The sequence below is a fragment of the Mycolicibacterium fluoranthenivorans genome (assembly GCF_011758805.1).
GTDB lineage: Bacteria > Actinomycetota > Actinomycetes > Mycobacteriales > Mycobacteriaceae > Mycobacterium > Mycobacterium fluoranthenivorans.
Genome location: NZ_JAANOW010000003.1, coordinates 250,754 through 275,238, shown reverse-complemented (window position 1 = coordinate 275,238; position 24,485 = coordinate 250,754). Strand labels below are relative to the sequence as shown.

Here is a 24,485-nt window from a genome sequence, read left to right as displayed (position 1 = left end):
GTGAGTGAAGTCGTCCGGCTGACCCTGGTGTCACATGCCATGACCGATGCCATGGCGGCCGGGCGATTCCCCACCGACGAACCGCTCAATGCCCTCGGGCACCGCCAGGCCGATGCCACGGTCGACCTCGGACCGGTGGACATCGCCCTGTGCGGCCCGGAGCAACGGGCGGTGCGGACCGCCGAACTGCTGGGGCTGCGCGCCCGCACCGAATCGGCGCTGGCCGATCTGGATTGCGGCAGGTGGCGGGGCGATGTCCTCAGTGGCGTCGATCCGGCAGAGCTGGCGGTGTGGCTCACCGATCCGGGGCAGGCACCGCACGGTGGCGAGACGATCGTCGACCTGATCGCCCGGGTGCGGACGTGGTTGGACACGTTGACCGGCACCCGTGCCCGGGTGGTCGCCGTGACGCACCCCGCCGTCATCCGGGCGGCGATCCTCAACGCCCTGGACGCGCCGCCGAAGTCGTTCTGGCGCCTGGATATCGCGCCGGTGAGCCGTACCGTGATGCATTTCCGCGGGCACACCTGGACGGTGCGCTCGCGCCCCTAACCGTGATGCGCCAGGGCCCACATCTGCTTGATGACGGTCATCAGCCAGCCCGCGGTGCGCACACTGTAGAACCGCGGCCAGTTCGTCTGCAGGCTCAACACCCAGGCCTGGCCGGCGCGGTCGACCGCGTACCAGCTGAAGGTGAGTTCGCCGGGCAGGTTGCCCGCCTTGGCGCCGATATAGGGCCACTCGGTGCGATCCAGATCGATACCGGGGATGAACGACATGATGTCGCGCACGGGCGCGGCCACCCCGACCGCCCCGGTCTGCAGGGCGGCGTGCACCCGGCAGATATCCTCGGCGCTGCCGTACCACTCGGCTCCGTACGCCGACGCGGGGGAGTGGGTCCGCAGCGGATCGGGTTCATAGGGCCGGGTACTGGTCTGCTGCAGCAGGGCTCCGCGGCCCGCGGCGTCGGCGTGTTGCCACTGCGCGCGCAGATCGGGCTCGCCCCAACCGATCGAGAAGATCTCGTGCATGGTGGGGAACGGCGTCATACTCGCCGGATCGTGGTGCCCGGCCGCGACCAGCGCACGTTCGACCGCTCCCGGGCCCAGTCGCCCGATCAGCAGGTCGGTCGCCATGTTGTCGCTGGTGGCGATCATTTTTCCGGCGGCATCGCGTACCGATATCTGCGCACCTGGGGGCAATTTGTCGAAACCCGACGATCCGAGCTTCTTGGCTTCGGCGGTGATGGTCAGCCGGTCATCCCACGCCAGCGTGCCGGCCTTGACGGCATCGGCCACCGCGTAGAGCACGTAGAGCTTGAAAATCGATGCCAGCGGCAGGGATTGGGTGGTGTTGGTGCCCGCCACCTTCACACACTTGCCGTTGTCGACCTTGGACAGCTGGTAGGCGTAGCGCGCACCGGTCTTGGCGAGCACCGCGTCGACGTCGGCCCAACTATGCAGGGCCAGAGGCTGATTCGTCACCGTCATGCGGTCGACCAGGGTGCTGCTGTCATCGGTGCGCAGCTCGATGTCCTGGCGCGCGCCGTAGGACGTCACCACGTGCAGGGTGGCGGCACCGGCTCCGATATCGACACCGGCCAGCGTGTAGGGCCGGTCCCACCACATCATGTCCATCGTGGTGCCGATATCGTCGACCTGAGAAGGCACCGCAAGGGTTTTCACCCCGACCGGACCGATCGGCCAGTCCGAATTCAGCATGTCCATCAGCTGTTTGGCGCGCACGCCCGGCGGCGTGTTCGTCCTGATGACGGCGTCACCCGCGTTGGCGGGTGGTGTGCTGGCCGGTGTGCAGCCGCCCAGCGATACGGTGGCGAGGGCGAGGGTGCCGATCAGCGCCGCGAAGCGGCGGGCTGCTCGAGCACCGTCAGGACGCGGTGCCGGTCCCCGCAACGTCCAACACAACCTCGAACTCCAGAAGTGATGCACCGGTGGCCACCGGGTTCTTCTGCTGACCGGCATGTGCTTCCACGGCGGGGCCGTTGGCCCACGCCTGGAACGCCTCGTCGGACTCCCACTGCGTCACCACGAAGTAGCGGTTCTCGCCCTTGACGGGGCGCAGCAGCTGGAAGCCGAGGAAGCCCGGCTGGTTGTCCACGGCGTGCGCGCGGTGCGCGAACCGCTTCTCCAGCTCCGGGCCGGCGTCGGGCGGGACCTCGATGGCATTGATCTTCACGACGGGCATGCGACTGAGGTTACCTGGGGCCGCCTACCCGGACACCCGCGCGGCAGGATGGCGACATGCGCGCCGCACTTCTGACCGCCAGGGGAGGTCCGGCCGATTCGGCCGGCGCCCCATTGGTCCTGGTACACGGGTTGATGGGACGCGGCAGCACCTGGTCGCGTCAGCTGCCGTGGTTGACCCGGTTCGGGGCGGTGTACACCTATGACGCCCCCTGGCACCGGGGTCACGAGGTCGAGGATCCGCATCCGGTCAGTACCGAGCGTTTCGTGGCGGATCTGGCCGACGCGGTGGCCGAGCTGGGCCGGCCGGCGATCCTGATCGGGCACTCCATGGGTGGGTTGCACTCCTGGTGTCTGGCCGCCGCGCGGCCGGAACTGGTGAAGGCCGTGGTGGTGGAGGATATGGCGCCGGACTTCAAAGGCCAGACCACGGGGGCCTGGGAGCCGTGGCTGCATGCGCTGCCGCTCGAGTTCACCTCGGCGCAGCAGGTTCATGACGAGTTCGGTCCGGTGGCCGGGCAGTACTTTCTCGATGCCTTCGACCGGACGCCGTCCGGCTGGCGCCTGCACGGCCGGCCCGCCAGATGGCTCGAGATCGCGGCGCAGTGGGGCACCCGTGACTACTGGGAGCAGTGGCGGGCGGTCCGGGTACCGGTTCTGCTGCTGGAGGCCGGGGGCACCGTCGCCCCACCGGGCCAGATGAAACGGATGGCAGAGCTCGGGCACCGCACCACATATCTGCACGTACCGGGGGCCGGCCACCTCATCCACGACGATGCGCCCGAGGAATATCGCGCCGCGGTGGAGTCGTTCCTATCGACGTTCGCCCAGGACACCTGAGGACGGCCAGGCGGGGGACTCCTCGAAGCGGGTGCGGATCGCATCCAGGTCGTGCTGGATGCGGGCCGCGTCAGAATCGCCGGAACTCCGGGACGCATCGGGGTCGATGTCGAACACCCGGTCCCACGCCGAGACGGGGACCCGGAACTGGTCAAGGTGCAGACGCAGGACATGTGAGCGATTGGCCAGCCAGCCCAGGGTTATCGCGAGGGCGAAGGGGGCCAACAAGATCAGGATGGCGAGGGCAACGGTCATGGCAGTAATTCTTCGACAGTCGATATCCAGCCGAACAGTGGCAGCACTGCCCCAGTTGGATAAGATGCTGCCATGATGAAAAGCGTATCGGCGATGGTGCTGAACGGTCTAGCGGTTTTCGAGTTCGGGGTCATCTGCGAGGTCTTCGGAATCGACCGGTCCGCCGATGGCGTGCCCAACTTCGACTTCAAGATCTGCGGTCCGGTCGCCGGTGCGCCGTTGCGCACGTCGGTGGGTGCTCAGATCACCCCCGATCACGATTTCTCGGCGCTCATCGGCGCCGACCTGGTCGCCGTCCCCGCCGTCAGCACCCGGTACGGCGAATATCCCGAAGAAGCCCTGGAAGCACTACGCGCGGCCGCGGCCGCCGGCTCGATCATCCTCACCGTGTGCTCGGGCGCCTTCGTGGTCGGTGCGGCGGGCCTGCTGGACGGACGGCCGTGCACCACGCACTGGATGCACGCCGACGAACTCGCGCGCATGTATCCGACCGCGCGGGTGGACCGCAATGTGCTCTTTGTCGACGACGGCAACCTGATCACCAGTGCCGGTACCGCCGCCGGTATCGACGCCTGCCTGCATCTGGTTCGGCGCGAGCTGGGCAGCGAGGTCACCAACAAGATTGCCCGCCGCATGGTGGTGCCGCCCCAGCGCGACGGCGGCCAGCGCCAGTACATCGACCAGCCCATCCCGATGCGATGTTCGGAAGGATTTGCCCCGCAACTGGATTGGATCCTGGCCAACCTCAAGGAACCGCACACCGTCGGCACCCTGGCCGCCCGCGCCAGCATGTCGGCGCGCACCTTCGCCCGACGCTTCGTCGAGGAGACCGGCACCACCCCGATGCAGTGGGTCACCGACCAACGCGTGCTCTTCGCGCGGCGGCTGCTGGAGGAGACCGACCTGGACATCGACCGCGTCGCCGACCGGTCGGGCTTCGGTACCGCGACCCTGCTGCGCCACCACTTCCGCCGCGTCATCGGGGTGACCCCATCGGACTACCGGCGCAGTTTCGCCCGCGCGTCGTGAATTTCGCCCTCGCCCGCCAGTGCGAACAGGCCGTCGGCGGTCTGCTCCACCAACCCGTCGACCAGGAGTGAGTCCAGGGCGCGGTCCCGCTGGGCGGTATCGGAGGTCCAGGCCACGTCCAGGGCGGCCCGGGTGACCGGCACGGTGCTGCCGCGCAACACGTCGAGCAACCGGCCGCGCACCTGACGATCGGTGCCCGCATACTTCTGCACCCGGCGCGCCGGTGTTTCGCCGGCCTCCCTGGTGGGATAGCCCGCAGCGCGCCAACCGCAGGAGCTCAGTGGGCACAGCCCGCATCTCGGGCTCCGGGCCGTGCACACGATTGCGCCCAGCTCCATCAGTGCGGCCGAAAAACGTTGGGCCGCAGCATCTTCTTCGGGCAACAGGGCCGCAACGTCGTCGAGGTCACGGGCGCGGGCCGGTGCCTCGTCGCGAGCGTGCACGGCGCGCGAGAGCACCCGCCGCACGTTGGTGTCCACCACCGGCACCCGCTTGCCGTAGGCGAAACATGCCACCGCCCGTGCGGTGTAGGCCCCGACCCCGGGCAGCGTCAGCAGTGTCTCCACATCGTCGGGCACCACGTCGCCATGCTCGGCCGCGATGGTCATCGCGCACTCGTGCAGACGCATGGCCCGCCGCGGGTAACCCAGCTTGCCCCAGGCGCGCAGCACCTCGGCGGGTCCGGCGGCCGCGGTGGCCGACGGCGTCGGCCAGCGGGCGATCCAGTCCAGCCAGATCGGCTCGACCCGCGACACCGGCGTCTGCTGCAGCATGAACTCGCTGACCATGATCTGCCACGCCGACACCCCCGGTCGGCGCCACGGCAGGTCGCGCTGGGCGTGACCGAACCAGGTGATCAGCTCGAGCGAGTCGATGGTCGGGTCGATCGTTGCCGGCGTCTCGGGCAGAATGGGCGTCATGCCGAACTCGAACCCGATATCCGCGTGGAAGGCACTCAAGGAGGGTAACGAGCGCTTCGTCGCCGGCGAACCGGTGCATCCCAGCCAGGGCATCGCCTACCGGGCGAGCCTGACCGCTTCTCAGAAGCCCACCGCGGTGGTGTTCGGCTGCGGTGACAGCCGGGTGGCCGCGGAACTCATCTTCGATCAGGGTCTCGGCGACATGTTCGTGGTCCGTACCGCGGGACACGTCATCGATTCGGCCGTGCTCGGGTCCATCGAATACGCGGTGGTGGTACTCAACGTGCCGCTGATCGTCGTGCTCGGACACGACAGTTGCGGCGCGGTGAAGGCCACCCTGTCGGCGCTGGACGAGGGTGCGGTGCCCGGCGGCTACATCCGTGACATCGTCGAGCGCGTCACCCCGTCCATCCTGCTGGGCCGCCGCGACGGTCTGACCAGGGTCGACGAGTTCGAGACCCGGCACGTCACCGAGACCGGCGTGCAGTTGATGGCGCGGTCGACCGCCATCGCCGAACGGGTGAATGCCGGCACGCTGGCCATCGTCGGCCTCACCTACCAGCTGTCCGACGGCAAGGTTGTGTTGCGAGATCATCTCGGTGATATCGGCGAGGCTTGACGCGTAAGCGCGGATCGGATAAAAGCCTGAGGCCGACACGCCGGGCCGCCTCGGACGGCAGCGCGTGAGCGCGGCTTACCGTTGAGATCGTGCTTGACGTCGAACCGCATGGTGGCCCTACGCCGTCCCAGATCTACCGACGGCGCCGGATTGCGGCGATCGGTATCGCGGTCGTCGTACTCATGGTCGTCGTCGGCATCGTGGCGATCGTGGTGGCAAACAGCACCAGCTCGGGAACACCGACCGCGGACAAGACCGCGGCGACAAGTGCCAACGCGGCGCCCACTCCGCTTCCCGGTGAGACCCCGGGCGTGAAGACACCGGTGGTGCCCGCCCAGCAGGCACCGGTACCCACGCCGACGCCGACCGCGGCGGTCACGCCGCCGCCGGTGCTCAAAGAGGGTGACGACTGCCCCGATTCGACCCTGGCGGTCAAGGGCATCACCAGTGCCCCCGACTATGTGATGGGCGATCAACCGAAGTTCACCATGGTCGTGACGAATATCGGGCTGGTGGCGTGCAAGCGTGACGTCGGCGCGGCCGTGCTGTCGGCCTACGTCTACTCGCTGGACAACAACCGGCTGTGGTCGAACCTGGACTGCGCCCCGTCCAACGAGACCCTGGTGAAGACCTTCAACCCGGGCGAACAGGTCACCACCGAGGTGACCTGGACCGGCATGGGTTCGGCCCCGAACTGCCCGTTGCCCCGCTCGCCGATCGGCCCCGGCACGTACAACCTGCTGGTGCAGCTGGGTAATCTGCGGTCGGCCCCGGTGCCGTTCATCCTGGCCGAGTCCAAGCCCGCCGACCCGGGCGCACCGCCCGCCGAACCGGCGGCACCCCCGGCCGAGCCGGCACCGGCCGAGCCCGCACCCGCACCGGGCGGATAGTCAGGCCAGCTGGTCGGCGATCGTCGACTCGGCCAGCTGCGACAGACCCTCGCGGATATGCCGGGCCCACATCGAGCCGATCCCGTCCACCGATTGCAGATCGCTGGCGCTGGCCGCGAGCACACCCTGCAGCGACCCGAACGACCGGACCAGCAGGTCGACATGGGCGAACTGCAGTCGCGGGATACCTGCCATCGCGCGGTACCCGCGTGAGCTCATCGCCGAATCCTGCGCCTCGACCGTCGACGGATAGCCGAAAACCCTTGCCAGAGCTGTGAAGTCGAGCAACTCGTTATCGGAGAGCGCGTCCAGCTCTTCCATGGTCGCGGTGACCTGAGCGGCACTCGGCGGATCCGGGTTGGCGTGATAGTCCCGCACGATCAGTTCTCGGGCGGTGCCGTTGTCACCCACCAGCTCCTCCAGCTGCAGCTGTAGCTGCCGCCCGTCGGTCCCCAGCTCGACCACGTCGGCGTCGATCTCCAGGCTGATCCGGCGGACCATCTCCAGGCGCTGCACCACGGTCATGACATCGCGCAGCGTGACGAAGTCCTCGATCTCGGCCGTCGAGAGCTGGCGGTTGACCTCGTCCAGGCGCGACTTGTAACGCTCCAGGGTGGCGATGGTCTGGTTGGCTCGCGACAGGATGGTCGGGGTGTCCGGGACGACGTGGCGCTCGCCCGCGACGTACACGGTCACGATGCTCATCGAGTGGCTGACCGAGATCACCGGGTAGCCGGTCTGTACCGCGGTGCGTTCCGCGGAGCGGTGCCGTGTGCCGGACTCCTCGGTTGGGATGGACGGGTCCGGCACCAACTGGACGTTCGCCCGCAGAATCCGGGTGCCGTCACTGGACAGCACGACGGCACCGTCCATCTTCGACAGCTCCCGCAGCCGGGTCGGTGCGTAGCGGACATCGAGGGCGAACCCGCCGTCGCAGATCGCGTCCACGCTGTCGTCGTAGCCGAGCACGATGAGCGCGCCGGTGCGGCCGCGCAGGATGCGCTCCAGGCCGTCACGCAGGTCGGTGCCCGGCGCCAGCCGCCCGAGCGTTTCGCGCAGTGTGGGCCGCGTCAGATGCACCACAGTGCGGCCCGCCCTGGACTTCACCGACATCGCGCCTCCTTGGATTGGCCGCCATTGTCCGTGATGGACTTCAGAACCCGCAATGCCTCGCCGATGTTGGCCGCGGTACTGATGCGCAGCCCGGCCGGCACATCGGTGACCCCGGGTGGCACCACCGCGTGCCGGAAACCCAGCCGGGCGGCCTCGGCCAGCCGCCGTTCCATCCCGCTGACCCGGCGTAGATCCCCGGCCAGACCCACCTCGCCGATCGCCACCACGGTGGCCGGGACGGGCAGGTCGGTCTGCGCGGAGGCGATGGCCAGCGCCACCGCAAGATCCGAGGACGGGTCGGTCAGCCGCATCCCACCCACGGTGGACAGGTAGATGTCGTTGCCGCCCAGCCGCAGACCGGCCCGCTTCTCCAGTACCGCGGTGATCATGGCGGCCCGGGCGGAGTCGATACCGCTGACCGCGCGCCGCGCGGTGCCCTGGGCCGCGTTGCCGATGAGGGCCTGAACCTCACCGAGCAGCGGCCGTTTACCGTCCAGCGTGACCGTCACCGCGGTGCCGGAGACCGGGGCCGGGCGCTGGTCCCGGAACAGCCCGGACGGGTCGGCGACACATTCGATACCGTTGTCGCGCAACAGGAAACAGCCCACCTCGTCCGAGGCCCCGAAGCGATTCTTGACACCGCGCACCATCCGCAGTGCCGATGCCCGGTCGCCCTCGAAATGCAGCACCACATCCACCAGATGCTCCAGTGAGCGCGGGCCGGCGATGGCTCCGTCCTTGGTGACGTGGCCGACCAGCAGCAGGGACAGGCCGTCCGGTCCGGCGGATTTGGCGTAGGACGTGAGCGCGGTGGTGACGGCGCGGACCTGGGTGACGCCGCCGGTCACGCCCTCGGCCTCGGTGGTGGACATCGTCTGCACCGAATCGACCACGACCAGGCTGGGCCGGACCGCCTCGATATGGCCGAGCGAGATCTGCAGATCGGATTCGGCCGCCAGGTACATCTCGTCGTGGGTGCACCCGGTGCGCTCGGCCCGGAGCCGGATCTGGCCGGCCGACTCCTCGCCGGACAGATAGAGCGCCCGCTTGCCGTCGCGGGCCCACCGGTGGGCCACCTCCAGTAGCAGCGTGGACTTGCCGACGCCGGGATCCCCGGCCAGCAGCGTGACCGAGCCCGGCACCAGGCCACCGCCCAGGACCCGGTCCAGTTCACTGACCCCGGTCGGGAGGTGCCGCGTCACCCCTGGGTCGATCGAGGTGATGGGGACGGCAGGGGAGGTCGGGGCCACCGCGCGGCGGACCGACTTCCCGTCGAGTGAGGTCAGTGCCGCGACTTCGTTGACCGTGCCCCAGGTGCCGCAGTCCGAGCACCGCCCGACCCATTTGGGCGAGACGTGGTGACACTCGGAACACCGGAATTGCGAACGTACTTTCGAAGCCACGCTCAAACGGTAACTGCCGGGGGCGACAGATCCGTCAGATCGTCAGTGGTGTCCGCCCGTGTCGGCAGCGGAGCCTTCGGGTGCCTTCTCGGCTCCCGCATTGGGCTCGCCGTCGCGGCGCGGGGTCTCACCGGCCGAGATCGGCACGGCGACGGTGGTCTGGCCGGACTTCTCGAAGTCGAAGGTGAAGTGGTAGGTCAGCCCGTTGGTGATCGGCTTGGTCAGGGCCACCTCGGCGGTGACCGCGTCGGCCCGTTCGGCGGCGTCGAGCGCCTTCAGCTGGCCGTCCGGTTCGCCGACCACCAGCACGCCGGCGGCCGGGACGGTGCCGTCACCGGTCAGGGTCACCTCGCCGATGTCGGAGGTGATCGACACGAGCTTGTCGTTGACATCCGCCGAGTTGTTGGCGGCGACCAGCAGCAGCTCGACATCGCTGCCCGGCTGGACGTAATCGGAGGTCTGCGGGGCGCGCAGGTGCACATTGCGCAGGGCGATGTTGCCCGCCGTCGCGGCCGCCCCGTTGACGGCCGGTTCTTGGGTCGCGGTCTGGGACACCTGGCCGGAGCCGCAGCCGGTCAGGGCGACGCTGGCCATCAGCGCGCATGCGGTCAGGCCGGTGAGGGCCGTTGCGCGCCTATCGAAGCGGTTCTTAGAGACCACTGCAGCCACTGGAGCCTCCTGATCGGCCGACGGAATTCAACTATGCACAGTAGTAGGTCGGCATCGGCCGCGGTAGCGGAGGGTTGGGCAGGGCCGATCGACGGTCCCCGCCGCGCTCCGGATGGACCGCTCGTGGGTCGGCGCGAGTTCCGAAAACCGTTGTGCCGTTGCACGTATTGGCCACCGTGTCAACCCCTAGTCTTCACTTCCTATGCCCCTGACCTGCATAGTTGATCCGCGCGTGTGGGTGCCCCGTGCTAAGATTGAGAAGTGAAAGGGGCTCTAATCTGATGATTTTCAAGGTCGGAGACACCGTCGTCTATCCACACCACGGTGCTGCATTGATCGAGGCGATCGAAACCCGCACCATCAAAGGCGAGCAGAAAGAGTACCTCGTCTTGAAGGTCGCCCAGGGCGATCTCACCGTTCGAGTCCCAGCTGAGAACGCCGAATATGTGGGTGTGCGCGACGTTGTGGGCCAGGAAGGCCTCGACAAGGTATTCCAGGTACTGCGCGCGCCGCATACCGAGGAGCCGACCAACTGGTCGCGCCGGTACAAGGCAAACCTGGAGAAGCTCGCATCCGGGGATGTGAACAAGGTGGCCGAGGTCGTTCGCGATCTCTGGCGCCGGGATCAGGAACGCGGTCTGTCCGCCGGCGAGAAGCGAATGCTCGCCAAGGCGCGTCAGATCCTCGTGGGTGAGCTCGCGCTCGCCGAGAACACCGATGACGAGAAGGCTGAGACCATTCTCGACGAGGTGCTGGCCGCAGCTTCCTAGTTGTTCCCGTCGATCGACTACTAGACGTGGAACTGCCGCGCGTCGGTCTGGGTACCGACGTTCATCCCATTCAGGCGGGGCGGCCGTGTTGGCTGCTGTGCCTGCTGTTCGACGATACGGACGGCTGCGCCGGACACTCCGATGGTGACGTCGCAGCACATGCGTTGTGCGATGCGCTGCTCAGTGCCGCCGGTCTCGGCGACCTGGGCAGCGTGTTCGGCACCGATCAACCACATTGGCGGGGCGTCACCGGCGCCGACATGTTGCGCCATGTGCACAACCTGGTGCGGGCCGAAGGCTTCCGCGTGGGTAACGCTGTCGTGCAGGTGATCGGTAACCGGCCGAAAGTCGGGCCGCGGCGTGCCGAGGCGCAGGAACTGCTGTCCGAACTGCTGGATGCGCCGGTCTCGGTATCGGCGACCACCACCGACGGCCTCGGTCTGACCGGTCGCGGTGAAGGTCTGGCCGCGATTGCGACGGCGTTGCTCGTTTCGGCCGAATAGGCCGGTAGGCTGGCCCGTCGTGAGTGAAGCGAACGGTTGGCCGAGGTGACTGGGCTGCGGCTATACGACACCCTCTCGGGTGGCGTTCGTGATTTTGTACCGCTGCGGCCCGGCCATGCCTCCATCTACCTCTGCGGGGCCACCGTTCAGGGGCTACCCCACATCGGACACGTCCGCAGTGGGGTCGCCTTCGACGTACTGCGGCGCTGGCTGACCGCGAAGGGTTTCGACGTGGCGTTCATCCGCAACGTCACCGATATCGACGACAAGATCCTGAACAAGGCCGCCGACGCGGGCCGGCCCTGGTGGGAATGGGCGGCGACCTTCGAGCGGGCGTTCACCCAGGCCTATGACGCCCTCGGGGTGCTGCCGCCGTCGGCCGAACCGCGGGCCACCGGGCACATCACCCAGATGGTCGAGTTGATCGAGCGGCTCATCGACCGCGGCCACGCCTATGCCGCGCAGGGCGATGTGTACTTCGACGTGCTCAGCTACGCCGAGTACGGCGCGTTGTCCGGGCACCGGATCGACGACGTCCACCAGGGTGAGGGCGCCGGTACGGGAAAGCGCGACCAGCGGGACTTCACCCTGTGGAAGGGCGCCAAGCCGGGGGAGCCGTCCTGGCCCACCCCGTGGGGCCCGGGCCGGCCGGGCTGGCACACCGAGTGTGTGGCGATGTGCGAGTCCTACCTCGGACCGCAGTTCGACATCCACGCCGGTGGGATGGACCTGGTGTTCCCGCACCACGAGAACGAGATCGCCCAGGCCAAGGCGGCCGGAGACGGTTTTGCGCAGTACTGGCTGCACAACGGCTGGGTCACCATGGGCGGCGAGAAGATGAGCAAATCGCTGGGCAACGTGCTCGCGATTCCGGCCGTACTGCAACGAGTTCGGGCCGCCGAACTGCGCTACTACCTGGGCAGTGCGCACTACCGGTCGATGCTGGAGTTCTCCGAGAACGCACTGACCGACGCCGCCAAGGCCTACACCGGCGTGGAGGAGTTCCTGCACCGGGTGCGCAACAGGGTCGGCGCCGTGGTGCCCGGCACGTGGACCGAGAAATTCGGTGCGGCCCTCGACGACGACCTGTCGGTGCCGATCGCCCTGGCCGAGGTGCATTCCACCCGGGCCGAGGGCAATCGCGCGCTGGATGCCGGCGACCACGAAACCGCCCTGGCGGCAGCGCAGTCCGTGCGGGCGATGATGGGCATCCTGGGGTGCGATCCGCTCGACGAGCGCTGGGAATCGCGCGACGAGACGTCGGCCGCGCTGGCGGCGGTGGACGTACTGGTGCACTGGGCGTTGGCGGGCCGGGCCGAGGCCAGGGAGAATAAGGACTGGGCGGCCGCGGACGCGATCCGGGATCGCCTCAAGGAGGCCGGAATCGAGGTCACCGACACCGCAGACGGACCGCAGTGGTCGCTGCTTGAGGGAGACACGAAATAGATGGCCGGTAATTCACAGCGCCGCGGCGCCGTCCGCAAGGAAGGCACCAAGAAGGGCCCGACCGTCGGTTCCGGCGGTGTGCGCAGGCGCGGGCTGGAGGGCAAGGGCGCCACGCCGCCCGCACATCAGCGGCCGCACCACCCGGCGGGCAAGAAGGCCGCCAAGGTGGCCCGGCAGAATCAGGGCAGGCAACAGCGCAAGACCGATGAGGTCGAGGTCGTCCTCGGTCGTAACCCCGTGGTGGAGTGTCTGCGGGCCGGTGTCCCGGCCACGGCACTCTGGGTGATGCTCGGCGTGGATGCCGATGAGCGGATCACCGAAGCGGTGAAGCGCGCCGCGGATTCCGGTATCTCCATCCTGGAGGTCCAGAAGCATGATCTGGACCGGATCGCCAGCAATGGGCTGCATCAGGGCCTGGCGCTGCAGGTGCCGCCGTACAGCTACACCCACCCGGACGACCTGCTGAAGGCGGCGCAGAGCGACAGCACGCCCGCTCTGCTGGTGGCTCTGGACAACATCTCCGATCCTCGCAACCTGGGTGCCATCGTGCGCTCGGTGGCGGCCTTCGGCGGGCACGGAGTGGTGATCCCGCAACGGCGTTCGGCCTCGGTGAGTGCGGTGGCCTGGCGTACCAGTGCGGGTGCCGCCGCCCGGTTGCCGGTGGCCAGGGCCACGAACCTCAATCGGACGCTGAAGAGTTGGGCCGACGCCGGTCTGCAGATCGTCGGCCTCGATGCCGGCGGCGACACCGAACTCGACGACTGGGACGCGTCGGTGCCGACGGTCGTGGTGGTGGGATCCGAGGGCAAGGGGCTGTCGCGCCTGGTCCGGGAGAACTGCGATGCCATCGTGTCCATCCCGATGGCCGGTCCGACCGAGTCTCTCAACGCGTCGGTGGCCGCGGGTGTGGTGCTGGCCGAGATCGCCCGGCAGCGCCGCCGCTAGAGGCCGAACACCCGGACACCGGCCCACAGGCACACCACCGCCACCACCAAGCTGAGCGGGACGGTGAGCAACCCGACCCGGGTGAACTCGGCGACGCCCGCGGTCATGCCCTCGCGGCGGATGATGTTTCGCCACAACAGGTTCGCCAGTGACCCTGGGTAGGTGGCGTTGGGTCCCACGTTGACGCCGATCAGCACGGCCAGTACGGCCGCCGGCCCGGCCGCTGCCACCACCGGGAGCAGCACCAGCACGGCCGGCAGATTGTTCACCACATTGGAGAGCGCCGCCGCCGCCGTGGCGATCAGCAACAGCGCCGGCAGCGAAGTGCCCAGCGGCACATGGGTCTTCATGAAATCGCCCAGACCGTGTCGCATCACGGCGTCGACGATGACACCCAGGCACAGCACGAACACCAGGAACGGCACGTCGACGGCTTTGGCGATGCCGGTCACGCTGCTGCGCCCGCGTGCCAGGCTGCGCACCCCCAGCACCACCGCACCGGCGAGCGCCGCCCAGGCGGGCGCGATGTCGAGGGCCGAGGTGACCGCGAAGCCGGCCAGGGTGAGCCCGAGCACGACCAGGACAAACACCGGGATGTCGGCCGGCGGCGGCGGTTCCTCGTGCGGCGAGGGCGCGGCCAGCTCACGCCTGAAGATCAGGCGCAACAACAGGTATTCGACCGCGATCACCGCCAGCCAGGGCAGCACCATCACGGCCGCGAACATGGCGAACGAGATGCCCGCGGCGCCGAAGGCGAGCAGGTTGGTCAGGTTGGACACCGGTAGCAGTAGCGAGGCGCTGTTGGACAGGTGCGCGGTGGCGTAGGCATGCGGTTTCGGTGACACGGCCAGGGTCCGGGCCGTCGCCAGCACGACCGGGGTCAGCAGCACCACCGTCGCGTCCAAGCTGAGCACGGCCGTCGTCGCCGCGGCGAGCACGAACACCCCACCGAGCAGGCGGTGCGGATCGCCACGGCTCAGTCGGGCCATCGTGGTCCCGGCGGCCCGGAACAACCCCTCGTCATCGCATATCCGCCCGAGTGCCAGCACGGCGGCCAGAAAGCCGGTCACCGGGAGCAGTCTGCCGATCTCCTCCGCAGCCGAGTCCATGGTCACCACACCGGTGAGCAGGAGCAGCCCGGCGGCGGGGGCGGCCACGGCGACCTCCGGCCAGCGGTGCGGCCGCACCATGGTGAAGACCAGGACGAGCGCGAGAAGGGCGGCCGAAAAGGCCAGCGGGGTGTTCAAGGTTCGGTCAGATCCAGGGATCCGTCGGCTGCCACAACGTCGGCAGGTGCAGGGTGACCCCGTCCTGCTCGGCGAGTCGGGCCAAGACCCGCATCGATACGTCGAGGTCGTCCGCCGCATAGGGCAAGGCCCGGAGCGGCACGTCCAGCGGCCGGAAGAAATCGTCCCAGTGGATCAGCACCACCCGGCGCGCACCGACGGTGCGCACGGTCTCGGTCCAGTAGTCGAGCAGATAGCGCTCGGACTGCAGGCCCAATTGACCGATGCCCAGGTAGACGACCTCGGCGCGGTACCCGGCCAGCGCACCGGGGACGAAACCGGCGCTGCCGACGATCAGCAGTCGCCGGTCCGACGGGCGATGATGCACCACCGCGGACCATGCTTCGCCACATCGATATGCCTTCGCCCGCACCGGCGGGCGCACCGGTGCGGCGATCGGGCCGGGGAACCGGTCGGGTGGGCAGTGCTCGCCGGCGACGAGCGTGATCTCGAAAGCGCCGAGGCCCACCGGAACACCTGGAGTGGCGATGACGACCTTCCCGGGTGCCAGTCCGTGCCCGAGGTGGGCCACCGAATCGCCTCCCACCAGCGCGGCGCCCGTACGTTCGGCCACCACTGCGGAGTCCATGGCGTGATCGAAGTGGGTGTGCACCGGCAGCACCGCATCGAGGCTGCGCACCCCGAGCCGAGCCAGACAGCCGTCGATGCGCGGTGTCGACGGTGCGATGCGGGCCAACCCGACCTGCCGCAGGGAAGGCCGGCTGAAGAACCCGTCCGTCATCACCGCTGAGGTCCCGTCGTCGACCACGAGTGTGGTGACGCCGGCCCAGGTGACCGTCAACGGTGCCGGGCCGGCCGCGGGCAGATCGAAGAACCGCGCATAGTCGCCGAGGTCCGGGCGTCCGGGTTTCAGGCGCATGCACCCACCCTAGGGGGCGGGACGCACCCCGTATCGCCGGTGGAACTTCTCGACCTGGCCGGCGGTGTCGATGCGCCGGCTCGATCCCGTCCAGAACGGGTGGGAATCGCTGGTGACGTCGACGACGATCAGCGGATAGGTGCTGCCCTGCCAATCGACTGTGCGGTCGCTGGTCGCCGTAGAGCGGGTCAGGAACATCGCCCCGGTGTTGGCGTCGGCGAAGACGACGGGGTGGTAGTCGGGATGGATCTCAGCCTTCATTGCTTGCCTCCTTGTTCGCGTCGACATCGGCCTGCAGTGAATCGCAGGGGTCGTGATGCCAATCTCCGAAGGGATCCGGGTAATCCGCCCAGTCCCGCGGTCGGGCCAACTCGTCATCGGTGAGCAGCGCCCGGTTCAGTGCGCCGGTGATGACGTCCGGGTCGGCGCCGCACACCAGGGCGGTCATCGCGATGTGCCGGTCGCCGAAGCGGTCGTCCCAGATCGAGCCGGCCAGCGCGATGCGCTCCGGGTCGACATAGGCGCGGTCGGCCGGGTCCATGTCCGCCAGCCAGGTTCCGCAGTGCCCCACGCCGAGCCCGCCCCCTGCGGACTCGATCCAGACGACTGCATCGGGTTGGCTCGCGATCCAGGCCCGGCCGCGGATGCGGACCACGCCGTCGAGCAGATCGTCGATCGCATGATGTAGCCGGAGTGGGTGAAAAGGCCTGCGCGCGTTGAACTCCAGCAGGCGCACCTCGCCATCGGGCCGCAGCGGTGGTTGGCCGGCCAGCAGCGGATCGTGTGGATCGTCGGGTCGGCCTCGGCGGGCCAGCGGATCGAGGTTCGCCAGGGCCAGTTCCACGTTGTCGGTACCGACGGTGATCCGGGCCCGCGGTGCCAACCGGCGCAGCACCGCGAGGGTGGTGGCCTCGGGTGCGGTGAGCACCAGCACATCGGCGAACTCGGCCTGGGCCACCACCACCTGCGCGACAGTCTGGGAATGCTCGAGCTCGACCTCCAGATCGTCGTCGCCGAGTGCCTGGGCGAGCCAGCCTTCGGACTCGATTCCGGTGACCACGGCGGTGACGACGACATCGCGGCCGGCGGGCCCGTCGATGTAGCCGGGGCCGATGTGAAGGGGAGTGCGTTCGATCGCGGTGCACAGCGACTCGGGGTCGGCCCAGGTGGGCAGGGTGACCGCGATCCGGGACACGTCCTCACGCCGGTGCAGCCGCCGCAGCAGGGGCAGCAGGTCGGCGCGGATGGCGCAGTTCAGACACCCGGTGACCTCGATCGGCCACACGGAGATGATCCGCCGCTCGGACCGCATCTCGGTGATCTGCCGAATCGCCAGATGTCCTTCGATCGCATAGCCGACGCTGATCGTGCCCGGGGAACGGATCAGGGTGTCCGCCACCTCGTCTGCTGTTCCCTGACCGGCCACCAGCACCACTGGGGTCCGCATCGCGCCTCCTGAGCTGCTCTATTGAAAACGATTGCCATTAACTCGGTCCGTACGCTACCGTGCCGACGTCGACTTGTCGAAAATCGTTTTCATTAAGCACAGGAGGTACACGTGTCGGCGCACTGCCAAGTCACCGGCCGGACACCGGGTTTCGGTAACCAGGTGTCACACTCGCACCGGCGCACCCGCCGCCGCTGGAATCCCAATATCCAGCTCAAGACGTACTACCTGCCCTCCGAGGGGCGTCGGGTCCGGCTGCGGGTCAGCGCCAAGGGGATCAAGGTCATCGACCGGGACGGGATCGAGGCCGTCGTCGCCAGATTGCGTCGGAACGGAACGAAGATCTGATGGCCCGCAACGAGATCCGGCCCATCGTCAAGCTTCGATCCACGGCGGGAACCGGCTACACCTACGTCACCCGCAAGAACCGCCGCAACGACCCGGACCGGCTGGTGCTGCGCAAATACGACCCGGTCGTGCGTCGGCACGTCGATTTCAAGGAGGAGCGCTGATGGCCAAGACCGCCAAGATCGTGGCAAACGAGCGACGCCGTGCGACGGTGGCGCGCCATGCGGAGAAACGCGCCGCGCTCAAGGAGATCATCCGGCTGCCGTCCAGCAGTGCCGAGGAACGCGCGGCTGCCCAGGCGGCCTTGCAGCGGTTGCCGCGTGATGCCAGCCCGGTGCGGGTGCGCAATCGGGATTCCGTCGACGGCCGGCCGCGGGGGCACCTGCGCAAGTTCGGGCTGTCTCGGGTACGGGTGCGCGAACTCGCGCATCGCGGCGAGCTGCCCGGTGTGCGGAAGGCGAGTTGGTGATGGCGGACAAGCGCAAGCGGTCCGCCGCGCCGGAGATCAAGCGGCCCAAGGTGAACCGGCTCAAGGCGCTCGGTATCAGCCATGTCGACTACAAGGACGTGACCGTGCTGCGCACCTTCCTCTCCGAACGCGGCAAGATCCGGTCGCGCCGGGTGACGGGGCTAACGCCGCAGCAGCAGCGACAGGTCGCCACGGCCATCAAGAACGCCCGCGAGATGGCGTTGCTGCCCTAACCGGTGAACGCCGCGAGAGTGGCCCCCTCGGCCTCCAGGCGGGACCGTACGGCGTGCGCGATCCGCACCGCATCCGGTGAATCACCGTGTACGCAGACGGATTCCACGGTGACGGCGACGGTCGATCCGTCGATCGCGGTCACCTGGCCGTGTCGCACCATCGAGGTCACCCGCTCGGCGATCCGCTCCGGGTCGTGGAGCACCGCATCGGGCTGGCGGCGCGATACCAGCTGACCGTCGGCGCGATATGCCCGGTCGGCGAACGCCTCGGCCACGGTGCGCAGGCCGAGTTCGGTGGCCGCTTCGAAGAACGCCGAACCGGCCAGGCCGAGTACCGGCAGCGCGGGATCGACGGCATGCACCGCCGCGGCCACGGCCATGGCCTGGTCTCGGTGGGTGACGATCGAGTTATAGAGTGCGCCATGGGGTTTCACATAGGACACCGACGACCCTGCACTCTGGGCGATGGCCTGTAGTGCGCCGATCTGGTAGATGACGTCGGCCCGCAGGTCCTCGGGCTCGGCATCGATGAACCGGCGCCCGAATCCGGCCAGGTCGAGATAGCTCACCTGGGCACCGATGCGCACGCCACGCTCGACGGCGGCCCGGCAGGTGCGCACCATGCCGGCGGGGTCACCGGCGTGGAAGCCGCAGGCCACGTTCGCGCTCGTGACGATGTCGAGCATGGCGTCGTCATCGCCGAGGCGCCATATTCCGAAACCTTCACCGAGGTCGGCGTTGAGGTCGACTCTTACGCTCATGGCTGTCGATTCGCTCCGCCAGCCTCGCTCATGGCCGGCAACTCCGCACGCGGCCAACAGTTCTCCGAGACGAACTCGGGCAGCGGGCGCCCGAAGGCCCAGTTGTCGATCTCCAGGGCGGGCCGCGGCGGGAAGTCCGGAACCGGACCCAGGCAGAGGATGGCCACCGGCTCGGCATCGGCCGGCATGTTCAGCAAGGCGGCCAGCCGGGCCGGGTCGAAGAGGGACACCCAGCCCATGCCCAGCCCTTCGGCGCGCGCGGCGAGCCACAGATTCTGGATCGCGCAGGACACCGAGGCCAGGTCCATATGCGGCATGGTGCGGCGACCGAAGACGTGCGCCTGTCTGCCCTCGCCGAGGGCCACCACGAACAGCTCGGCGCACTCCAGGATGCCCTCGACCTTGAGCTCGAGGAACTCCTCGCTGCGGGTGCCCAACGCGGCCGCCGTCGCCCGGCGCTCCTCGTCCACCAGGTCGTGCATCTGTACGCGCAGGGCCGGATCGGTGATCCGGATGAACCGCCACGGCTGCATCAACCCGACGCTGGGCGCGGAATGGGCGGCCGCGAGCAGGCGTGCCAGCACGTCGGCGGGAACCTCCGCGCCCGGGACGAACCGGCGCATATCGCGGCGCTCGGCAATGGCCCGGTACACGGCCTGGCGGTCGGTATCGCTGAACGCGTGATCGGTCACCATCGCAGCCTAGGCTGGTCGGATGAGCACGCGTGCGCAGGTTCTGATATCGGCGGCAGAACTAGCCGAAAGGGTTGAATCAGGTTCCCCCGTGGCGATTCTGGACGTGCGCTGGCAGTTGGCCGAGCCCGACGGCCGGGCGGCCTTCGAGCGGGGCCACCTGCCTGGCGCGGTCTACGTATCGCTTGAGGACGAGTTGTCCGACCACCGGGTGAGCGGCCGCGGCAGGCACCCGCTGCCCTCCGGCGCGGCCGTGCAGGCCGCGGCGCGCCGGTGGGGCGTGCGTGCCGGCGTGCCGGTGGTGGTCTACGACGACTGGAACCGCGCGGGTTCGGCCCGGGCCTGGTGGGTGTTGACCGCAGCCGGGATCGGCGACGTGCGCATCCTCGACGGGGGCCTGGCCGCGTGGCGCGGCGACCTGGCGACCGGCCCATCGAGCGCCGAGCCGGGCGATGTGACCGTCGCGCATGACGATCTGTACGCCGGCGCCCTTGCGACCCTGACCGCCGAACAAGCCGCCGAGGCCCCGGTGCTGCTTGATGCCCGCGCTCCGGAACGGTTCCGCGGTGAGACCGAACCGGTGGACCCGGTGGCTGGGCACATCCCCGGCGCACGCAACGTGCCGAGCACGGCGGTGCTGGCCGCCGACGGCACCTTCGCGCTGGACGCGCTCCCCGAATTCGCGGGACCCGTCGGGGCGTACTGCGGCTCCGGCGTCACGGCCGCGGTCCTGGTGGCGGCATTGACGGCCGCGGGTGTGGACGCGGCATTGTTCCCCGGGTCCTGGTCGCAGTGGAGTGCCGATCCGGCGCTGCCGGTCCAGACCGGGGACTGACCGACGTCCTCAATGCGTGTGGGTGACACCCCAGGCCGGCAGCGGGTCGGGAAACCCGGTCCAGTGGTCTTCGCCGAGGCTCAGTTCGGCGTCAGTGAGCAGCGCCTCGCGTAGCAGCGCGTCGATCCGGTCCCGGTCGATGCGCACGCCGATGAACACGATCTCCTGCCCCGGGGCGATCTCCGTGGACGACCAGTACTGCGCCGGCTCGATCACCAGATTCGGGCCGGCCTGCGACCAGATGGCGGCGATCGCGGGACGGCTGGCGATCCAGCAGAAACCCTTGCTGCGCAACAGTCCCCGCATCTGCTCGAGCGCCGACGCCAGTCGTTGGGGGTGGAACGGCCGATCGGCGCGGAAGGTCATCGAGGCGATGCCGTACTCCTCGGTCTCGGGGGTGTGGCCGTCGGCGATCTCCTCGTCCCAGCCGGGTGCGGTCGCGGCGGCGACCGGGTCGAACAGTCCGGTGTCGAGCACCTCGTCCAGGTCGACCACGCCGTGGTCGGCGCGGATCAGTTTCGCCGACGGGTTGAGTCGGCGCAGGAGTGTCTCGACCGCACCGAGCCGGGCGGCCGACACCAGGTCGGTCTTGTTGAGCAACAGCACGTCGGCGAACTCGACCTGGTCGACCAGCAGGTCGGCGATGTTGCGGGCGTCGCCGTCACCTGCGCTCATATCCCGTTCCGCCAGCGCCTGTCCGCGGGCCAGCTCGGTCAGGAACGTCGACGCGTCCACGACGGTCACCATGGTGTCGAGACGGGCCAGCTCGCCGAGACGGAAACCGTCCTCGAACTGCCACTCGAAGGTCGCCGCGACGGGCATCGGTTCGGAGATCCCGGTGGATTCGATCACCAGCTGGTCGAAGCGGCCCTGCCGGGCGAGGGTGCCGACGGCTTCCACCAGGTCCTCGCGCAGCGTGCAGCAGATACAGCCGTTGGTGAGCTCGACGAGCTTCTCCTCGGTCCGGATCGCAGAGCCCATCTCCGAACCCCTGGCATCGGCGCGGTCGAGGTGGCCCTGGCCGGCGATCAGCGCGGCATCGATGTTGATCTCGCTCATATCGTTGACGATGACGGCGACCCGTCGGCCGTCCCGGTTGGCCAGGATGTGGTTGAGCAGGGTGGTCTTTCCGGCGCCGAGGAAACCGGACAGCACCGTCACCGGCAGCAGCACGTCGGATGGCATGGCTCTCCTTAATGAAAATGATGTTCAAGAAAACAGGATCCCGGTGCGCGGGACTTAATGCAAACGGTTATCGTTATCGACATGACCGCCACGAAGACCCTCCGCGCCCTGGCAGCCGGTGTTCTGCTCGCCACCCCGTTCGCCCTGGCCGCCTGCTCAGGTGAAACCACCACCGCCACGTCGACGACGGTCGCCGGTGACTGCCCCACCACCCCGGTCGACGTCGTGGTCAGCGTCGACCAGTGGGGCGATATCGTGTCGCAGCTCGGCGGCAGCTGCGCCCGCGTCAAGACCTTGCTGGCCAGCTCCTCGGTGGACCCCCACGACTACGAGCCGTCGCCTGCCGATGCCGCGACGTTCCAGGGCGCCAAGCTGATCGTGGTCAACGGCGCGCACTACGACGAATGGGCCAGCAAGTTGGCCGCGAGCTCGGCACCGAACGCGCCGGTGATCAACGCCGCCGAAACCGGCGGCGAGGAGCCGCACGAGGATCACGGCACGGCTGGCGATCACGATCACGACCACGGCGAGGTCAACCCGCACGTCTGGTACAACCCCGCGACGGTCACGGCCGTCGCGGATGCGGTGACCGCCAAGCTTGGCGAACTCGCCCCGGCGGCGAAGGATTACTTCGCCGACCGGCGCAGCGCATTCACCACCTCGATGCAGCCCTATACCGACACGATCGCCAAGATCAAGACCGGGGCGGCCGGTAAGACGTATGCCGCGACCGAGGGAGTGTTCGACTACCTGGCCGCTGCCGTCGGCTTGCAGAACAAGACCCCGGCCGGCTACCAGGCCGCGGCGAACAACGAGACGGATCCCTCCCCGGCCGACCTGGACGCCTTCCTCAAGCTGTTGAATGCCAAGGGTGTCGATGTGCTCATCTACAACACCCAAACCGAGGGATCCGTCCCCGAGCAGCTTCGCGATGCGGCGCAGAAGGCAGGCATCCCCGTGGTGAACGTGACCGAAACGGTGGCGCCGGGAGCCAAATCGTTCGAGGCTTGGCAGGTGGACCAACTCACCGCCCTCGCCAAGGCCCTCGGTGTCTGACTCTGACGCGTCCAGACCTGGGCCCGCCGCCCCCGCCCTGTCCTTCGAGGATGTCAGCGTCGTCCGCGGCGGCCGGCTGATCTGGTCGGAGGGCACCTTCGATGTGCCGGCCGGCGGGATCGTCGCCGTCATCGGCCCGAGCGGATCCGGCAAGACCACCCTGCTGCACGCCGTGCTCGGCACCATCCCGGTGAGTTCGGGCACCATCCGGGTGCTCGGCAGACCACCAGGCGCCGCCACCGGACTGATCGGCTACGTCCCGCAGAACTATGCGGTCGCCGCGGGTAACGCCATCCGGGCCTGCGACGCGGTCCTGCTCGGACTGACCGGGAACCGGTGGGGATTCGGCCGGGCCAGCGCCGCGGAGCGGGCGCGGGTCGCCGAGGTACTCGCCGCCGTCGATGCCACCGACTTCGCCCACCGCAGACTGTCCCAGTTGTCCGGTGGACAGCGTCAGCGCATCGCCATCGCCGAGGCGCTGGTCGCCGAACCTCAGCTGCTCATCCTCGATGAGCCACTGACCGCCCTGGACGTGCGCAATCAGCGGGATATCGTCCGGCTGCTGGCCAAGATCCGTGAGGAGCTCGGCGTGACGATCCTCGTGGTCGCCCACGATCTGAACCCGCTGCTGGCCGTGCTCGACGGCGCGATCTACCTGCTGGACGGTCACGCGCATTTCGACACCACCGACGAAGTGGTCGACGCGGACCTGCTGAGCCACCTGTACGGCACCTCGGTTCAGGTGGCGCACACCCCGCAGGGCGACATGTACGTGCGGAGCATCTGATGCACACCACAGTGCTGGCCCTGGGCTATCAGGACAACTGGTGGCAGATCCTGACGTCGGCCTTCATGCGCAACGCGCTGCTGGGCGGCACGCTGGTGGCCCTGGCCGCCGGGTTGATCGGCTACTTCATCGTGGTGCGCAACAGCGCGTTCGCGGCGCATGCGCTGGCGCATATCGGCTTTCCCGGCGCGACGGGTGCGGTATTGCTCGGGCTGCCCGTCACGGTGGGCCTCGCGGTGTTCTGCGTCGGTGGGGCCCTGGTGATCGGGGCCCTGGGCAAGCGCGCCGACGAACGGGAGGTGGCGACCGGGACCGTGCTGGCGGCGGCGACCGGGCTCGGCCTGTTCTTCAGTTCACAGGCCACCAAGAGCAGCAGCACCGTCACCAACGTGCTGTTCGGCAACCTGCTCGCGGTGACCCATGAGCAGCTCATGTCGTTCGGGGTGGCCGTCGCGGTGCTGGCCGCGGTGATCGCATTCGTCTACCGGCCGTTGTTGTTCGCGTCGATCAATGCCGAGGTCGCCGAGGCCAAGGGGGTTCCCGTCCGGGTGCTGTCGGTCGTGTTCATGGCGCTGCTCGGGCTCGCGGTGACGATGGCGGTGCAGGCCGTCGGGACCCTGCTGCTGTTCGCCTTGGTGGTCACCCCGGCCGCCACGGCGATCATGCTGGTCGCGCGGCCCGGGCTGGCGATGTTGGTCTCCACCCTGCTGGCGGTGGTCTCGGTGTGGACCGGCCTCGCGCTGTCGGCGATGTTCAACGTTCCACCGAGTTTCGTCATCGTCACGATCGTCAGCGGAATCTGGTTGGTGGTGTGGGCAATCGCGCAACGCACCGGAACGGATCGGCGAATCGCGCCGCCACACGGCGCCGTCGGCACCGACGTCCACTAACCTCGGAGAG

Annotated in this window: 31 protein-coding genes; 17 read left to right on the top strand and 14 right to left on the bottom strand. The window is 68.7% G+C overall.

All coding sequences use genetic code 11. From position 1 onward, the window contains the following. Positions 1–552, top strand: a complete 552-nt coding sequence (locus FHU31_RS24645; protein WP_167163358.1) for a histidine phosphatase family protein — start codon at positions 1–3, stop codon at positions 550–552. Here FHU31_RS24645 and FHU31_RS24640 read toward each other — a convergent pair. Together FHU31_RS24640 and mhuD are read right to left on the bottom strand one after the other, a co-directional pair. After that, positions 549–1,913 (bottom strand): serine hydrolase, encoded by a 1,365-nt coding sequence (locus FHU31_RS24640; RefSeq protein ID WP_409371214.1) that lies wholly within the window; start codon positions 1,911–1,913, stop codon positions 549–551. The two genes, FHU31_RS24645 and FHU31_RS24640, sit on opposite strands and share 4 nt — an antisense overlap. Then, entirely contained in the window at positions 1,888–2,205 is a 318-nt protein-coding gene (gene mhuD / locus FHU31_RS24635; RefSeq protein ID WP_090354146.1) for a mycobilin-forming heme oxygenase MhuD, read from the bottom strand. Before mhuD ends, FHU31_RS24640 begins: the two co-directional genes overlap by 26 nt. Positions 2,206–2,261: 56 nt before the next feature. On the opposite strand from mhuD, the gene FHU31_RS24630 reads away from it, so the two are divergent. Continuing rightward, on the top strand, positions 2,262–3,044 hold the full coding sequence (locus tag FHU31_RS24630; protein ID WP_167163356.1) for an alpha/beta fold hydrolase: 783 nt from the start codon (positions 2,262–2,264) through the stop codon (positions 3,042–3,044). Here FHU31_RS24630 and FHU31_RS24625 read toward each other — a convergent pair. Then, the gene (locus FHU31_RS24625) at positions 3,018–3,299 is read right to left on the bottom strand and encodes a hypothetical protein (RefSeq protein ID WP_167163355.1); all 282 of its coding nucleotides are present in this window, start codon (positions 3,297–3,299) and stop codon (positions 3,018–3,020) included. The two genes, FHU31_RS24630 and FHU31_RS24625, sit on opposite strands and share 27 nt — an antisense overlap. A 72-nt stretch (positions 3,300–3,371) precedes the next feature. On the opposite strand from FHU31_RS24625, the gene FHU31_RS24620 reads away from it, so the two are divergent. Continuing rightward, positions 3,372–4,328 carry a GlxA family transcriptional regulator gene (locus FHU31_RS24620; protein WP_167163354.1) on the top strand — a complete coding sequence of 319 codons (957 nt, stop codon included), beginning with the start codon at positions 3,372–3,374 and terminating at the stop codon, positions 4,326–4,328. Here FHU31_RS24620 and FHU31_RS24615 read toward each other — a convergent pair. Continuing rightward, on the bottom strand, positions 4,298–5,248 hold the full coding sequence (locus tag FHU31_RS24615; RefSeq protein WP_167163353.1) for an iron-sulfur binding domain-containing protein: 951 nt from the start codon (positions 5,246–5,248) through the stop codon (positions 4,298–4,300). The two genes, FHU31_RS24620 and FHU31_RS24615, sit on opposite strands and share 31 nt — an antisense overlap. On the opposite strand from FHU31_RS24615, the gene FHU31_RS24610 reads away from it, so the two are divergent. After that, positions 5,247–5,867, top strand: a complete 621-nt coding sequence (locus tag FHU31_RS24610; protein ID WP_167163352.1) for a carbonic anhydrase — start codon at positions 5,247–5,249, stop codon at positions 5,865–5,867. The two genes, FHU31_RS24615 and FHU31_RS24610, sit on opposite strands and share 2 nt — an antisense overlap. An 89-nt stretch (positions 5,868–5,956) precedes the next feature. After that, on the top strand, positions 5,957–6,757 hold the full coding sequence (locus FHU31_RS24605) for a hypothetical protein (RefSeq protein ID WP_167163351.1): 801 nt from the start codon (positions 5,957–5,959) through the stop codon (positions 6,755–6,757). On the opposite strand, the gene disA is transcribed toward FHU31_RS24605, so the two are convergent. From disA to FHU31_RS24590, 3 genes are read right to left on the bottom strand one after another with little or no spacing between them, the layout of a single operon-like run. Next, the gene (disA, locus tag FHU31_RS24600) at positions 6,758–7,870 is read right to left on the bottom strand and encodes a DNA integrity scanning diadenylate cyclase DisA (protein ID WP_167163350.1); all 1,113 of its coding nucleotides are present in this window, start codon (positions 7,868–7,870) and stop codon (positions 6,758–6,760) included. Next, entirely contained in the window at positions 7,861–9,273 is a 1,413-nt protein-coding gene (gene radA / locus FHU31_RS24595; protein WP_263987950.1) for a DNA repair protein RadA, read from the bottom strand. The genes disA and radA overlap by 10 nt, the downstream gene beginning before the upstream one ends. Positions 9,274–9,315: 42 nt before the next feature. Next, the gene (locus tag FHU31_RS24590; protein ID WP_167163633.1) at positions 9,316–9,867 is read right to left on the bottom strand and encodes a copper chaperone PCu(A)C domain-containing protein; all 552 of its coding nucleotides are present in this window, start codon (positions 9,865–9,867) and stop codon (positions 9,316–9,318) included. A gap of 356 nt (positions 9,868–10,223) precedes the next feature. Here FHU31_RS24590 and carD point away from each other — a divergent pair, with 356 nt between their 5' ends. From carD to rlmB, 4 genes are read left to right on the top strand one after another with little or no spacing between them, the layout of a single operon-like run. After that, a complete protein-coding gene (carD, locus tag FHU31_RS24585; protein ID WP_024451602.1) occupies positions 10,224–10,712 on the top strand; it encodes an RNA polymerase-binding transcription factor CarD in 489 nt (162 codons plus the stop codon). A 26-nt stretch (positions 10,713–10,738) separates the two neighbouring features. Continuing rightward, on the top strand, positions 10,739–11,215 hold the full coding sequence (gene ispF / locus FHU31_RS24580) for a 2-C-methyl-D-erythritol 2,4-cyclodiphosphate synthase (protein WP_167163348.1): 477 nt from the start codon (positions 10,739–10,741) through the stop codon (positions 11,213–11,215). Between the two features lie 36 nt (positions 11,216–11,251). Then, positions 11,252–12,661 carry a cysteine--tRNA ligase gene (gene cysS, locus FHU31_RS24575; RefSeq protein WP_167163347.1) on the top strand — a complete coding sequence of 470 codons (1,410 nt, stop codon included), beginning with the start codon at positions 11,252–11,254 and terminating at the stop codon, positions 12,659–12,661. After that, entirely contained in the window at positions 12,662–13,606 is a 945-nt protein-coding gene (gene rlmB / locus FHU31_RS24570) for a 23S rRNA (guanosine(2251)-2'-O)-methyltransferase RlmB (RefSeq protein ID WP_090354165.1), read from the top strand. Here the strand turns inward: rlmB and FHU31_RS24565 are convergent. The 4 genes from FHU31_RS24565 to mrf all read right to left on the bottom strand — a co-directional run bounded on the left by FHU31_RS24565 (position 13,603) and on the right by mrf (position 17,219). Then, on the bottom strand, positions 13,603–14,796 hold the full coding sequence (locus tag FHU31_RS24565) for an SLC13 family permease (RefSeq protein WP_234901670.1): 1,194 nt from the start codon (positions 14,794–14,796) through the stop codon (positions 13,603–13,605). The two genes, rlmB and FHU31_RS24565, sit on opposite strands and share 4 nt — an antisense overlap. Positions 14,797–14,860: 64 nt before the next feature. Next, complete coding sequence (locus FHU31_RS24560) at positions 14,861–15,772, bottom strand: MBL fold metallo-hydrolase (protein WP_167163345.1); 912 nt, start codon at positions 15,770–15,772, stop codon at positions 14,861–14,863. Positions 15,773–15,781: 9 nt separating this feature from the next. Next, positions 15,782–16,033 carry a type B 50S ribosomal protein L31 gene (locus FHU31_RS24555; RefSeq protein ID WP_167163344.1) on the bottom strand — a complete coding sequence of 84 codons (252 nt, stop codon included), beginning with the start codon at positions 16,031–16,033 and terminating at the stop codon, positions 15,782–15,784. Further along, the gene (mrf, locus tag FHU31_RS24550; protein WP_167163343.1) at positions 16,023–17,219 is read right to left on the bottom strand and encodes a ribosome hibernation factor-recruiting GTPase MRF; all 1,197 of its coding nucleotides are present in this window, start codon (positions 17,217–17,219) and stop codon (positions 16,023–16,025) included. The genes FHU31_RS24555 and mrf overlap by 11 nt, the downstream gene beginning before the upstream one ends. Before the next feature lie 111 nt (positions 17,220–17,330). Between mrf and rpmB the strand changes: the two genes are divergently transcribed. From rpmB to rpsR, 4 genes are read left to right on the top strand one after another with little or no spacing between them, the layout of a single operon-like run. Further along, positions 17,331–17,567: a 50S ribosomal protein L28 gene (rpmB, locus tag FHU31_RS24545; protein ID WP_167163342.1), complete on the top strand. Its 237-nt coding sequence runs from the start codon at positions 17,331–17,333 to the stop codon at positions 17,565–17,567. Next, positions 17,567–17,731, top strand: a complete 165-nt coding sequence (gene rpmG / locus FHU31_RS24540; RefSeq protein ID WP_167163341.1) for a 50S ribosomal protein L33 — start codon at positions 17,567–17,569, stop codon at positions 17,729–17,731. The genes rpmB and rpmG overlap by 1 nt, the downstream gene beginning before the upstream one ends. Beyond that, on the top strand, positions 17,731–18,036 hold the full coding sequence (gene rpsN / locus FHU31_RS24535; protein ID WP_167163340.1) for a 30S ribosomal protein S14: 306 nt from the start codon (positions 17,731–17,733) through the stop codon (positions 18,034–18,036). Before rpmG ends, rpsN begins: the two co-directional genes overlap by 1 nt. Beyond that, positions 18,036–18,269: a 30S ribosomal protein S18 gene (rpsR, locus tag FHU31_RS24530; RefSeq protein WP_167163632.1), complete on the top strand. Its 234-nt coding sequence runs from the start codon at positions 18,036–18,038 to the stop codon at positions 18,267–18,269. The genes rpsN and rpsR overlap by 1 nt, the downstream gene beginning before the upstream one ends. On the opposite strand, the gene FHU31_RS24525 is transcribed toward rpsR, so the two are convergent. Beyond that, the gene (locus tag FHU31_RS24525; protein ID WP_167163339.1) at positions 18,266–19,030 is read right to left on the bottom strand and encodes a LamB/YcsF family protein; all 765 of its coding nucleotides are present in this window, start codon (positions 19,028–19,030) and stop codon (positions 18,266–18,268) included. The genes rpsR and FHU31_RS24525 overlap by 4 nt on opposite strands. Further along, a complete protein-coding gene (gene bluB, locus FHU31_RS24520) occupies positions 19,027–19,722 on the bottom strand; it encodes a 5,6-dimethylbenzimidazole synthase (protein ID WP_167163338.1) in 696 nt (231 codons plus the stop codon). The genes FHU31_RS24525 and bluB overlap by 4 nt, the downstream gene beginning before the upstream one ends. A gap of 22 nt (positions 19,723–19,744) precedes the next feature. Between bluB and FHU31_RS24515 the strand changes: the two genes are divergently transcribed. Then, positions 19,745–20,557: a sulfurtransferase gene (locus tag FHU31_RS24515; RefSeq protein ID WP_167163337.1), complete on the top strand. Its 813-nt coding sequence runs from the start codon at positions 19,745–19,747 to the stop codon at positions 20,555–20,557. 9 nt (positions 20,558–20,566) lie between these two features. On the opposite strand, the gene FHU31_RS24510 is transcribed toward FHU31_RS24515, so the two are convergent. Continuing rightward, on the bottom strand, positions 20,567–21,742 hold the full coding sequence (locus FHU31_RS24510) for a GTP-binding protein (RefSeq protein WP_167163336.1): 1,176 nt from the start codon (positions 21,740–21,742) through the stop codon (positions 20,567–20,569). Between the two features lie 57 nt (positions 21,743–21,799). Between FHU31_RS24510 and FHU31_RS24505 the strand changes: the two genes are divergently transcribed. The 3 genes from FHU31_RS24505 to FHU31_RS24495 are packed head-to-tail and all read left to right on the top strand — an operon-like array spanning position 21,800 to position 24,475. Beyond that, positions 21,800–22,798, top strand: coding sequence for a metal ABC transporter solute-binding protein, Zn/Mn family (locus FHU31_RS24505; protein ID WP_167163335.1), 999 nt, complete (start codon positions 21,800–21,802; stop codon positions 22,796–22,798). Next, positions 22,791–23,585, top strand: coding sequence for a metal ABC transporter ATP-binding protein (locus FHU31_RS24500; protein WP_167163334.1), 795 nt, complete (start codon positions 22,791–22,793; stop codon positions 23,583–23,585). Before FHU31_RS24505 ends, FHU31_RS24500 begins: the two co-directional genes overlap by 8 nt. Next, the gene (locus FHU31_RS24495) at positions 23,585–24,475 is read left to right on the top strand and encodes a metal ABC transporter permease (protein ID WP_167163333.1); all 891 of its coding nucleotides are present in this window, start codon (positions 23,585–23,587) and stop codon (positions 24,473–24,475) included. Before FHU31_RS24500 ends, FHU31_RS24495 begins: the two co-directional genes overlap by 1 nt. Positions 24,476–24,485 lie beyond the last annotated feature (10 nt).

Coding starts and splice junctions, on each gene's coding strand:
- mhuD (WP_090354146.1), bottom strand. CDS start 2,205: ATGCCCGTCGTGAAGATCAATGCCATCGAGGTCCCGCCCGACGCCGGC.
- FHU31_RS24630 (WP_167163356.1), top strand. CDS start 2,262: ATGCGCGCCGCACTTCTGACCGCCAGGGGAGGTCCGGCCGATTCGGCC.
- FHU31_RS24625 (WP_167163355.1), bottom strand. CDS start 3,299: ATGACCGTTGCCCTCGCCATCCTGATCTTGTTGGCCCCCTTCGCCCTC.
- FHU31_RS24620 (WP_167163354.1), top strand. CDS start 3,372: ATGATGAAAAGCGTATCGGCGATGGTGCTGAACGGTCTAGCGGTTTTC.
- FHU31_RS24610 (WP_167163352.1), top strand. CDS start 5,247: ATGCCGAACTCGAACCCGATATCCGCGTGGAAGGCACTCAAGGAGGGT.
- FHU31_RS24615 (WP_167163353.1), bottom strand. CDS start 5,248: ATGACGCCCATTCTGCCCGAGACGCCGGCAACGATCGACCCGACCATC.
- disA (WP_167163350.1), bottom strand. CDS start 7,870: ATGTCGGTGAAGTCCAGGGCGGGCCGCACTGTGGTGCATCTGACGCGG.
- FHU31_RS24590 (WP_167163633.1), bottom strand. CDS start 9,867: ATGGCCAGCGTCGCCCTGACCGGCTGCGGCTCCGGCCAGGTGTCCCAG.
- carD (WP_024451602.1), top strand. CDS start 10,224: ATGATTTTCAAGGTCGGAGACACCGTCGTCTATCCACACCACGGTGCT.
- rlmB (WP_090354165.1), top strand. CDS start 12,662: ATGGCCGGTAATTCACAGCGCCGCGGCGCCGTCCGCAAGGAAGGCACC.
- FHU31_RS24565 (WP_234901670.1), bottom strand. CDS start 14,796: ATGGTGCGGCCGCACCGCTGGCCGGAGGTCGCCGTGGCCGCCCCCGCC.
- FHU31_RS24560 (WP_167163345.1), bottom strand. CDS start 15,772: ATGCGCCTGAAACCCGGACGCCCGGACCTCGGCGACTATGCGCGGTTC.
- FHU31_RS24555 (WP_167163344.1), bottom strand. CDS start 16,033: ATGAAGGCTGAGATCCATCCCGACTACCACCCCGTCGTCTTCGCCGAC.
- mrf (WP_167163343.1), bottom strand. CDS start 17,219: ATGCGGACCCCAGTGGTGCTGGTGGCCGGTCAGGGAACAGCAGACGAG.
- rpmG (WP_167163341.1), top strand. CDS start 17,567: ATGGCCCGCAACGAGATCCGGCCCATCGTCAAGCTTCGATCCACGGCG.
- rpsN (WP_167163340.1), top strand. CDS start 17,731: ATGGCCAAGACCGCCAAGATCGTGGCAAACGAGCGACGCCGTGCGACG.
- rpsR (WP_167163632.1), top strand. CDS start 18,036: ATGGCGGACAAGCGCAAGCGGTCCGCCGCGCCGGAGATCAAGCGGCCC.
- FHU31_RS24525 (WP_167163339.1), bottom strand. CDS start 19,030: ATGAGCGTAAGAGTCGACCTCAACGCCGACCTCGGTGAAGGTTTCGGA.
- FHU31_RS24515 (WP_167163337.1), top strand. CDS start 19,745: ATGAGCACGCGTGCGCAGGTTCTGATATCGGCGGCAGAACTAGCCGAA.
- FHU31_RS24510 (WP_167163336.1), bottom strand. CDS start 21,742: ATGCCATCCGACGTGCTGCTGCCGGTGACGGTGCTGTCCGGTTTCCTC.
- FHU31_RS24505 (WP_167163335.1), top strand. CDS start 21,800: ATGCAAACGGTTATCGTTATCGACATGACCGCCACGAAGACCCTCCGC.
- FHU31_RS24495 (WP_167163333.1), top strand. CDS start 23,585: ATGCACACCACAGTGCTGGCCCTGGGCTATCAGGACAACTGGTGGCAG.